This window comes from Salinivibrio socompensis S35 (genome assembly GCF_000513715.1).
Taxonomy (GTDB): domain Bacteria; phylum Pseudomonadota; class Gammaproteobacteria; order Enterobacterales; family Vibrionaceae; genus Salinivibrio; species Salinivibrio socompensis.
Genome location: NZ_AQOD01000013.1, coordinates 16,234 through 27,529, shown reverse-complemented (window position 1 = coordinate 27,529; position 11,296 = coordinate 16,234). Strand labels below are relative to the sequence as shown.

7 protein-coding genes and 3 pseudogenes are annotated in these 11,296 nt (G+C 50.6%); 2 read left to right on the top strand and 8 right to left on the bottom strand.

Going from position 1 to position 11,296, the window contains the following annotated elements; genetic code table 11:
- Positions 1-105: 105 nt before the first annotated feature.
- Positions 106-711, top strand: a complete 606-nt coding sequence (locus DZ54_RS18210) for an ATP-binding cassette domain-containing protein (protein WP_081721570.1) — start codon at positions 106-108, stop codon at positions 709-711.
- Positions 704-1,494, top strand: a pseudogene (gene znuB / locus DZ54_RS18205) (zinc ABC transporter permease subunit ZnuB). Before DZ54_RS18210 ends, znuB begins: the two are co-directional and overlap by 8 nt.
- 153 nt (positions 1,495-1,647) lie before the next feature.
- On the opposite strand, the gene sucD reads toward znuB, so the two are convergent.
- The 8 genes and pseudogenes from sucD to sdhC form a co-directional block, all read right to left on the bottom strand.
- Complete coding sequence (gene sucD, locus DZ54_RS0101920) at positions 1,648-2,520, bottom strand: succinate--CoA ligase subunit alpha (protein ID WP_025672918.1); 873 nt, start codon at positions 2,518-2,520, stop codon at positions 1,648-1,650.
- A 2-nt stretch (positions 2,521-2,522) separates the two neighbouring features.
- A pseudogene (gene sucC / locus DZ54_RS18200) lies at positions 2,523-3,688 on the bottom strand (ADP-forming succinate--CoA ligase subunit beta).
- A 116-nt stretch (positions 3,689-3,804) separates the two neighbouring features.
- On the bottom strand, positions 3,805-5,016 hold the full coding sequence (odhB, locus tag DZ54_RS0101910; RefSeq protein WP_025672917.1) for a 2-oxoglutarate dehydrogenase complex dihydrolipoyllysine-residue succinyltransferase: 1,212 nt from the start codon (positions 5,014-5,016) through the stop codon (positions 3,805-3,807).
- A 28-nt stretch (positions 5,017-5,044) separates the two neighbouring features.
- A pseudogene (gene sucA, locus DZ54_RS18195) lies at positions 5,045-7,853 on the bottom strand (2-oxoglutarate dehydrogenase E1 component).
- Between the two features lie 115 nt (positions 7,854-7,968).
- Positions 7,969-8,679: a succinate dehydrogenase iron-sulfur subunit gene (locus DZ54_RS0101900; RefSeq protein WP_025672916.1), complete on the bottom strand. Its 711-nt coding sequence runs from the start codon at positions 8,677-8,679 to the stop codon at positions 7,969-7,971.
- A gap of 13 nt (positions 8,680-8,692) precedes the next feature.
- Positions 8,693-10,459, bottom strand: a complete 1,767-nt coding sequence (sdhA, locus tag DZ54_RS0101895) for a succinate dehydrogenase flavoprotein subunit (RefSeq protein WP_025672915.1) — start codon at positions 10,457-10,459, stop codon at positions 8,693-8,695.
- A complete protein-coding gene (gene sdhD, locus DZ54_RS0101890; RefSeq protein WP_021022458.1) occupies positions 10,460-10,810 on the bottom strand; it encodes a succinate dehydrogenase, hydrophobic membrane anchor protein in 351 nt (116 codons plus the stop codon). It lies immediately after the preceding gene.
- Positions 10,804-11,196 (bottom strand): succinate dehydrogenase cytochrome b556 subunit, encoded by a 393-nt coding sequence (gene sdhC / locus DZ54_RS0101885; protein ID WP_025672914.1) that lies wholly within the window; start codon positions 11,194-11,196, stop codon positions 10,804-10,806. The genes sdhD and sdhC overlap by 7 nt, the downstream gene beginning before the upstream one ends.
- Between the last annotated feature and the right edge of the window lie 100 nt (positions 11,197-11,296).

Below are 11,296 nucleotides of genomic sequence, written 5' to 3'. Positions count from 1 at the left end.
GTGGCTCTAATGTCAATTCAAAACGGGGACAGACTTACCACGGCCTCAATCGGCCCGTAATGGCGGACGGGTAAGTTCGACCTTAAGTCAAAGCATTAATTCGGTTTGGTTAAGCCCGCCGCGGGCGTGGTTCACGTCGCTCAAGGAGTAAAGATAGGCTACGTACCACAAAAGCTTCAGCTTAACCAAACACTGCCTTTGACGGTTGACCGATTTATTCGCCTAGGAACACGCTACACCAATCCGCAAATTGATCACGCATTGAAAACCGTTGACGCGCAATCATTACAATACGCCAATATGCACACTCTCTCAGGTGGTGAAACGCAACGCGTTCTTTTGGCTCGTGCGATCTTAAAGCAACCGGATGTGCTGGTGCTGGATGAACCCGTACAAGGGGTAGATGTCAGTGGTCAATTGGAAATGTACAGCCTCATCGCTCACCTACGCGATGCGCTTAAGTGCGCGGTATTAATGGTCTCGCACGATTTGCATTTGGTGATGGCAAAAACCGATGACGTAATTTGTCTTCAGCACCATGTATGCTGCTCCGGCGCACCGGATGCCATTTCCCAGCACCCATCGTATGTCGCGATGTTTGGTCGCCAAACCAGTGAGCAACTTGCCTTGTATCACCACCACCATCATCACCAACATGATCTTGCAGGTCAGCCTGTCAGTTGCGAGCACCAAGGGCACCACCATGATTGAGTTCCTTCTTGCCCCTATTATGGGTGGTCTACTTATCGCTGCCATCGCTGGGCCATTAGGCTCTTTTGTGGTCTGGCGCCGTATGGCTTATTTTGGCGATACCCTGGCACACGCTTCATTACTTGGGCTGGCGCTTGGTTTTTTACTCCAGATTGACTTAAATCTCGCGCTGGTGGCGACGTGTTTGCTCCTCGCGATCGTGTTGGTTGGTCTGCAGCGCCAACATCTGGTCTCGACGGATACTTTACTCGGGATATTGGCACACAGCGCCCTGTCTTTGGGCTTGGTGGCGGTCAGCTTTTTAGACAACATGCGGGTTGATTTGATGGCTTACTTGTTTGGCGATCTGTTGGCGGTGTCATTTGCTGACCTTACCTGGCTGGCGGTCGGCGCCTGCTTTACCCTTGCTGTGTTGGGATATTATTGGGAACAACTCCTGTCGATGACCGTCAGTGAAGAACTGGCAAAAGTCGAAGGGATTGCGGTCGAAAAGCTACGGCTTTTATTGATGCTATTGATTGGTTTAGTGATTGCATTGGCGATGAAATTCGTCGGGGCGCTGATTATTACATCGATGCTGATCATTCCCGCGGCAACGGCGCGCGGCTTGCGTCTACCCCAGAGCAAATGGCCGCGTTTGCAAGCTTAATTGGTATGTTCGCCGTGATGCTAGGCATGGCGGGCTCATGGTTTTATGATACACCTGCAGGGCCTTCAGTGGTTGTCGCGGCGGCCAGTGTCTTTATGCTCTCGCAACTGCTTCCGTCTCGGTCCGTTCACTGACTGTCTGCGACCATAATCTGGGCGCTGAAACTCGTCTGTGCTGTGAAAACACGCAGGCTTTTGCGAACACCTTAAAGCTCTCCCTATCTTTAGCTCTCCCTATAACCACAAAAGCCGCTCAAGTGAGCGGCTTTACATTACTGGAAGGCTTTATTACCAGTTGGTTTTTTCACGCAGTGCTTTGCCAATGTCGGCCAAGCTTTTCACTGTCGTGACGCCAGCCGCTTCTAGGGCCGCGAATTTATCGTCTGCGGTTCCCTTACCACCAGAAATGATCGCACCCGCATGGCCCATGCGTTTACCTGGAGGCGCGGTCACACCTGCAATATAAGCAACAACCGGCTTAGTGACATTCGCTTTAATGTATGCCGCCGCTTCTTCTTCTGCCGTGCCTCCGATTTCACCAATCATCACAATGGCTTCGGTCGTAGGATCTTTTTCAAACATTGCTAGGATGTCGATAAAGTTTGATCCTGGAATCGGGTCACCGCCAATACCCACGCACGTTGACTGTCCAAAACCCTCATCGGTTGTCTGTTTTACCGCTTCATAGGTTAAGGTGCCCGAGCGTGAAACAATGCCGACCTTACCCGATTGGTGGATATGCCCTGGCATAATGCCAATCTTAGACTCATCGGGAGTAATGACACCTGGACAGTTCGGGCCAATCATACGCACACCGGCTTGATCCAGTTTTACTTTCACTTCCAGCATATCCAGCGTTGGAATGCCTTCGGTAATACAGACGATCAGCTCAATCCCGGCGTCAATCGCCTCTAAAATTGCATCTTTACAAAAAGGCGCGGGCACATAAATGACCGAGGCGGTGGCACCGGTCGCTTCAACCGCGTCTGCCACGGTATTAAATACCGGAAGGCCGAGGTGGGTGGTGCCGCCTTTACCTGGCGATACGCCACCGACCATTTGGGTCCCATATTCAATCGCCTGCTCTGAATGGAAGGTTCCTTGACCGCCTGTAAATCCTTGGCAGATAACTTTGGTTTCTTTATTGATCAGCACTGACATTGTTATTTACCCTCCGCTGCAGCAACGACTTTCTGTGCGGCTTCGGTTAGCGATGTTGCCGCAATGATGTTCAAACCACTATCGGCCAGTTTTTTGGCGCCTACATCCGCGTTATTTCCTTCGAGGCGAACGACCACGGGAACTTTAACGCCGACTTCTTCAACCGCACCAATGATGCCATCTGCGATCAGATCACAGCGCACGATACCGCCGAAGATATTCACCAAAACAGCCTTTACGTTGCTGTCAGACAGAATAATTTTAAACGCTTCCGTTACACGTTCTTTGGTTGCTCCCCCTCCAACATCAAGGAAGTTGGCTGGCTACCGCCGTGTAAGTTAACAATGTCCATGGTGCCCATCGCCAAGCCGGCACCATTCACCATACAGCCAATATTACCGTCTAGCGCGACATAGTTCAGCTCCCACTGGGCCGCATGTGCTTCGCGCTCATCATCTTGGCTCGGGTCGTGCATCGCACGCACCTTGGGCTGACGGTATACCGCGTTACTATCAATCGCGAGCTTGGCATCCAAGCAATGCAAATCTCCTTGATCAGTAATTACCAGCGGGTTCACCTCGACCAAGGCAATGTCTTTGTCTAAGAACAGTTGACCTATTCCGACAAAGATCTTAGTGAACTGCTTGATCTGCTCACCTTCTAAGCCAAGTTTAAATGCCAGCTGACGCCCCTGATAAGGTTGTGGCCCCACCAAAGGATCAATCGATGCTTTATGGATCAGCTCTGGGGTTTCCTCGGCCACTTTTTCAATCTCGACACCGCCTTCGGTGGATGCCATGAAGACAACGCGACGCGAGCCACGGTCTACCACGGCACCAAGATAAAGTTCTTTAGCGATATCGGTGCAAGACTCAACCAAGATTTTGCTGACTGGCTGGCCCTTTTCGTCCGTTTGAAATGTTACCAAGTTTTTACCTAGCCATTTCTGTGCAAATTCGCGGATTTCTTCTTTCGAGTTAGCGAGTTTTACCCCGCCCGCTTTTCCACGGCCACCGGCGTGAACTTGGCATTTCACAACCCATTTGTTGCCGCCAATTTTGTCGGCTGCTTCAGCAGCTTCTTGTGGTGTATCGCAGGCATAGCTCTCTGAAACTGGTAGACCATATTCAGCGAACAGCTGCTTTGACTGATATTCGTGCAAATTCATGATGTTCTATCCGTGTTAGTGTCCATTATTGTATCTTTATGCTTTCCAAAGAAGGGGACCTCCGTCCCCCTCAACATGGTTTATCTCTCCCTCAAAAAAAGAGGCCGATAACACCATTAAACGTCCAGGAGCAGACGTGTTGGGTCTTCAAGGAGCTCTTTGATGGTGACCAAGAAACCCACCGACTCACGACCATCAATAAGACGGTGATCATAGGAAAGCGCCAGGTACATCATCGGCAAGATTTCAACCTTACCATCTACCGCCATTGGGCGATCTTGAATTTTATGCATGCCAAGAATGGCAGCTTGAGGTGGGTTGATGATCGGCGTTGACATCAATGAGCCGAACACCCCGCCATTGGTCAGGGTAAAGTTGCCCCCAGTAAGCTCGTCAACGGTCAACTTACCGTCACGCCCTTTTATGGCTAAGTCACGAATGCCTTTTTCGATATCGGCGAAACCTAGTTTATCGCAGTCACGCAGAACAGGCGTCACCAGGCCACGCGGAGTAGAGACCGCCATACTGACGTCAAAATAATTGTGATACACAATTTCGTCACCATCGATCGACGCATTCACTTCTGGATAACGCTTGAGGGCTTCAACGACCGCTTTTACGTAAAAAGACATAAAGCCAAGGCGAATATCATGACGTTTCTCAAAACTGTCACGGTATTGCTTACGCAAATCCATAATTGGCTTCATGTTGACTTCGTTAAACGTAGTTAGCATCGCGGTGCTATTCTTCGCTTCCAACAAACGCTCCGCCACTCGCTTACGCAAACGTGTCATCGGCACACGTTTCTCGCCTCGTTCGGCCACGGGCGGTACGTCTTGGGTCGCTGCTTTCTGTTCACTACTTTCTGCGGACTGTTTCTTCAGATGCGCTTCCACATCTTCTCGCGTAATGCGTCCACCCACGCCCGTACCTTTCACAGCATCTGGAGAAAGGTCATGTTCTGCCAATAAGCGACGAACGGCTGGACTCAGCGAGTCATTGCTCTCTTCTTCCAGCGACGCAGTATGGCGCTTATCCGGTGATGCCTCTGATTCGGCAGGCACATCTTTGGTTGGCTCACCCGCGACCGCTCCTTCTTTAAGCTTGGCAATCGCTTGTTTCCCCAACACGGTTGACCCTTCATCTTCAATGATGGATTCCAACACCCCGTCTGCAGGGGCGGGTACTTCCAGTACGACCTTATCTGTTTCAATATCAACCAGTACTTCGTCACGGGTTACCGAGTCACCTGGCTGTTTATGCCATGTGGCAATGGTTGCGTCAGCCACAGATTCGGGTAAATCGGGAACCAGAATTTCGATTGTCATATCGTAGTTATCCTTAGTGTTCTAGTTCTTACTTTAGGGTCAGAGCGTCTTGTACTAACGCTTTTTGTTGTTTCTGGTGTACGGACATATAGCCAACTGCTGGCGATGCCGATGCGGCACGCCCAGCGTAGCTAAGTGAGGCGCCATCCGGTAAGGCTGCACGGAAATTGTGCTGGCTACTGTACCAAGCCCCTTGGTTTTGTGGCTCTTCTTGACACCATACAAAGTCTTTTGCATTGCCGTAAGGCGCAATTGCCTCTTTCACCGCGTCGAGCGGGAAAGGATAAAGTTGCTCAATACGAACAATCGCCACGTCATCAATCTCTTGCTCGCGGCGTGCTTTAAGCAAGTCGTAATAGACCTTACCGGCACACATCACCACCCGTTTTACCTTGCTTGGGTCAAGGTCATCCATCTCACCGATTGCAGGTTGGAAATCGCCCTCGGTAAGATCCTCTAAACGGGACACACAAAGTGGATGACGTAGCAACGATTTAGGTGACATAACTACCAATGGTCGACGCATCGGGCGTACCACTTGACGGCGTAACATATGATAAACCTGAGCAGGGCTCGAGGGCACCACGACCTGCATATTTTGCTCGGCACATAATTGCAGATAGCGCTCTAAGCGCGCGGAAGAGTGCTCAGGGCCCTGCCCCTCATAACCGTGAGGGAGCAGCATGGTTAAACCACACATCCGGCCCCACTTCTGCTCGCCAGAGCTGATGAATTGGTCAATCACAACTTGGCACCATTACCAAAATCACCAAATTGCGCTTCCCACACCGTCAAGCCACCCGGCTCTGCAGTCGCGTAACCATACTCAAACGCCACCACGGCCGCTTCAGACAACACAGAGTCATAAATTTCGAACGGGCCTTGCTTGTTATGGATATTGGCAAGGGGAACATACGTGCTGCCATCGCCTTGGTTATGTAACACCGCGTGACGGTGGAAGAAAGTGCCACGACCCGTATCTTGGCCCGTAATACGGACACGCTTGCCGTCGTCCACCAGCGTGGCATAGGCCAATGTCTCTGCCATTCCCCAGTCAACGGGTTTATCACCATCAATCATCGCTTTACGATCTTTGTAAAGCTTCCCTACCCGGCTGTGTAGTGCATGGCTATCGGGCAATTGACAAATACGGTTACCAAGCTCTTTCAAACGTTTGGCATCGAATTTGTTGGCCCATTCGACCGTCCAATCATGGCCGAGATAGGGAGTCCAATCGACAGAATGCAGCACCATGGGGCGCCACTCTTTCACCACACATTCACCACTGTCCAAAAGATCACGGTATTCGTTGATCATTTCGGTCGCTTTTCCAAGTTGGCGGTGCCTTGTTGATCAAGCACATCAGCATAAAGCTTACGCGGCGTTGGGTGTTTTTTGATCTTCTGATACATCATCGGCTGCGTTGCGTTCGGCTCATCCGCTTCGTTATGGCCGTGGCGGCGGTAGCAAACCAAATCAATCACCACATCACGCTGGAATTCATTACGAAAATCAAGCGCTAAACGCGAGACAAAAGCCACCGCTTCGGGGTCGTCGGCATTCACGTGGAAAATCGGTGCCTGAACCATCTTGGCGATATCAGTACAGTACTGGGTTGAGCGCGAGTCAGCCGGGTTAGAGGTGGTAAAACCAATTTGATTATTCACCACAATCCGCACTGTGCCCCCAACTTGGAAGCCTCGAGCTTGAGACATATTAAAGGTCTCTTGTACCACGCCTTGCCCTGCAATCGACGCATCACCGTGGATGGTGATCGGTAGGACACTTGAACCTGTGCGGTCTTCGAGTCGGTCTTGGCGCGCACGCACAGAGCCCATGACTACTGGATTGACAATTTCAAGATGTGACGGGTTGAACGCTAAAGCAAGGTGGACATCACCGCCTGGCGTTGCGAAATCAGACGAGAAGCCCTGATGATATTTGACATCACCGGTGCCCCAACTTTCTTCTTGTTTTCCCGCGAATTCATCAAATAATTCTGACGGTTTTTTACCCAGCACATTGACTAAGACATTAAGTCGACCACGGTGGGCCATCCCAACAACAACCTCACGCCCTCCGTTACTGCCCGCGTGGCGGATGAGCTCTTTGAGCATGGGAACGAGTGAGTCGCCCCCTTCAAGCGAGAAGCGCTTCGCCCCCGGGAACTTTGCCCCCAAATAGCGTTCAAGACCTTCCGCTGCCGTTAGCTCTTCCAAGAAGGTGAGCTTTTCTTCCTCGGTAAATTGCGGCTGTCCCACCACGGACTCAAGGCGACTTTGAATCCAGCGCTTCTCTTCCGTATCGGTGATGTGCATGTACTCGGCACCGATTGACCCGCAATAGGTCTTCTTCAGAGCGTCATACAGCTCACCCAATTGCATATTGCCTTTACCAATCGCAAATGAGCCTACATTAAAAGTCTCGTTAAAATCCTGCTCATTAAGAGAGTGGAAGTCAGGTGACAAATCGGGGACAGGTTTACGTTTCCATAATCCAAGAGGGTCTAAGCTGGCCTGTTGATGGCCACGGAAGCGGAACGCATTGATAAGTTGAAGAACTTTGACTTGTTTCGCGTCTACATCTGGATCATTGACTGAAGCACTTGCACGCGATGTATCGGTAGCTAAGCGTCGAAAGTAATCGCGAACTCGAGAGTGGGGTTGCTCTACCGCGGCATCACTTACCACTGGTAGCTGGTCAAAGACCGCTCTCCATTCTTGATCAACTAACTCCGGGTCACTGAGGTACATTTCGTAGAGATCTTCTACGTACGTTGCATTGGCGCCAGCCAAATGAGAAGACTCTAACCAAGCCTTCATCACGCCATTTTGCATTGTTATCCCTTAACCACTAGTTATTTATCCAAACACCGGTTCTAAGCCGGGTTACCTGTTATTAAGCCCCGTCCTAGAACGGGGCATTTTTTATCTACGTTATTGGTTCAGCGTTTTAAACGCCGCGCTGAATCAGCATTGACTTAATGTGTCCAATTGCTTTGGTTGGATTTAGCCCTTTTGGACATACACTGACACAGTTCATGATCCCGTGGCAACGGAAGACACTAAAAGCGTCGTCTAGATCAGATAACCGTTCTTCCGTTGCGGTATCGCGACTATCTGCCAGCCAACGATAGGCAGCAAGCAGCCCCGCTGGGCCCACGAACTTGTCGGGGTTCCACCAAAAAGATGGGCACGCTGTACTACAACACGCACACATAATGCACTCGTAAAGACCATCAAGCTCTGCTCGATCTTCCGGCGCCTGCAGGTTCTCTCGTGACGGCGGTGTCTCGTCGTTTATCAAATAAGGTTTCACACGTTCGTAGTTCTCATAGAACTGCCCCATATCGATAATGAGATCACGTACTACAGGCAAACCGGGCAGAGGACGGATCACAATTTCCGACTTATCCATCAGCGAGGACAAAGGCGTAATACAAGCCAGTCCATTCTTGCCGTTCATATTAACACCGTCAGAGCCGCATACTCCTTCTCGACACGAGCGACGGAATGCCAACGATGGATCCTGCTCCTTAAGTTGAATTAGCGCGTCCAAAAGCATCATGTCCGACCCTTCAGGAACGTCGAGTGTGTAATCCTTCATATATGGCGCATCGTCCACATCTGGATTGTAGCGATAGACTGAAAACTTAACGTTCATCGTTTCGACCCCCTTAGTAAGTCCGTGCTTTCGGTGGGAAAGCGTCACGATGCACAGGCGCCATATTGACGTCGCGCTTAGACATCTTTTCCGTTTCTGGATTATAGATGGAGTGACATAGCCAATTCTCATCATCACGTTCTTGGTAATCAAAGCGTGCATGAGCACCACGGCTTTCAGTCCGATAGTAGGCTGATACCGCCGTTGAGTAGGCTGTTTCCATCAAGTTTTCCAGCTCCAAACACTCGACACGCTGGGTGTTGAACTCTGTCGAGGTATCATCAAGGCGTGCTGTTTTGAGTCGCTCACGGATCGCATCCAGCTCTTTAAGACCTTTTTCCATCGCTTCGCCTTCTCGGAACACAGAGAAGTTTTCTTGCATGCAGGCTTGAAGGTCTTTGCGAATTTCTACTGGGTCTTCACCCTGCTGCGTACTGTTCCAGCGATTGACGCGAGCCAGAGAGGCTTCAATGTCTGATTCGCTCGCATCCCTCGCCTCTACCTGCGCCGCCAAGGTTTCCCCTAGGTGTAAACCTGTCGCACGGCCGAAGACAACTAAGTCTAAGAGCGAGTTACCTCCCAAGCGGTTGGCTCCATGAACTGAAACACTGGCGATTTCACCGCAGGCAAACAGCCCTTGTACTTCAATGTCATTGCCGAGCGGGTCTTGTTTGATCGCTTGGCCTGATACTTGGGTTGGGATCCCGCCCATCATATAGTGGCAAGTTGGGATCACTGGGATTGGCTCTTTGATAGGATCGACATGTGCAAAGGTACGCGATAAATCCAAAATTCCCGGCAAACGCGATTCCAATACATCTTTACCTAAATGATCCAGTTTCAGCTTAAGGTGTGGACCCCAAGGACCTTCACAGCCACGGCCTTCACGGATCTCGATCATCATTGAACGGGCAACGACATCACGCCCAGCAAGATCTTTTGCGTTGGGCGCGTAACGTTCCATAAAGCGTTCGCCATCTTTATTCAGCAGGTAGCCACCCTCACCACGGCAACCTTCGGTCACCAAGACACCGGCACCGGCAATACCGGTTGGGTGAAATTGCCACATTTCCATGTCTTGCATCGGCACCCCTGCGCGCAGAGCCATACCGACACCGTCACCTGTGTTGATGTGTGCGTTGGTGGTTGACTGATAGATACGGCCTGCTCCCCCAGTCGCCAACACGGTTGCTTTCGATTTGAAGTAGCAAATCTCACCCGTCTCCATGCACATCGCCGTTGCACCGACAATCACACCGTCTTGGTTTTTGACCAGATCAAGGGCATACCACTCTGAAAAGATCGTGGTTTTGTTTTTGATATTTTGTTGGTAAAGCGTGTGCAATAAGGCATGCCCAGTTCGGTCTGCCGCGGCCGCAGTACGCGCCGCTTGCTCACCACCAAATTCTTTTGATTGACCACCAAAGGGGCGTTGGTAGATCGACCCATCTTCAAACCGCGAAAACGGGAGCCCCATTTTCTCGAGCTCAATCACTGATTGCGGGCCTGTTTTACACATGTACTCAATTGCATCTTGGTCGCCGATATAGTCGGAGCCTTTGACGGTATCGTACATGTGCCATTGCCAATTATCCTTGTGCGAATTACCCAGTGCTACTGTAATCCCACCCTGTGCTGATACCGTATGAGAGCGGGTTGGAAACACTTTAGATAACAGCGCACACGTTAGGCCCTGCTCTGATATTTGCAGTGCTGCGCGCATACCGGCGCCACCTGCTCCAATAACGATTGCATCAAATTCGCGAACTGGAATACTCACTTACACACCCCACAATACAAAAAAACCGGCAAACACATAGATCAGAAGCGTGGCGACCACAGCAAGCTGTAACACACCGCGCAGCAAGGCTGGCTTGATATAATCAGTCAGCACCTGCCACATCCCGATCCAGCCGTGGATCAGCACAGAGACTAAGGCCAACATGGTAAAGACCTTCGTGCTGGTCTGGCCAAAAAACGCTGTCCATGAGGCATACGTAATCTCAGGGCCAAAGACGGCAAAACCGACCATGTAAAGTGTGTAAAGTGTGATGAGAATCGCAGTTGCTCGGACCAGCACATAATCGTGCACACCGTTGCGACCCACCGATGAAATGTTTTTCGTTACCATACTAAAACCCCCGCCAACACAGCCAGCACGCCTGCAATTACAAAGGAGACTTGGGCACTTTTTGCCCCCGACTCCAGCTCTTCAAAGTAACCCAGGTCTTGGATTAAATGACGAATCCCGCCCACGATGTGATAAGCCAGCACCGTCAAAATGCCCCAAAGTACGAGCTTGACGAAGAAGGTATCGAGTATCGCAGCAGCAGATTGAAATCCATCAGGGGAAGAAAGAGACAGGCTAAGCAGCCACAGTAGGATGGCGATCGAAACAAAGGTGATCACACCTGATATCCGATGCAAAATAGACGCGATCGCTGTAATGGGGAAGCGAATCGTCTTAAGGTCGAGGTTTACGGGTCTTGACTTTCTTTCTTTCACGATATTGCCCACTCAGCTCTATTGAGCATTTATAGTTATTACACTCTCTGAACCTCAGTACTCAAAGCGTAAGACCTGCAACATCTGCGTAACGCGCTTCATGTACCTTATT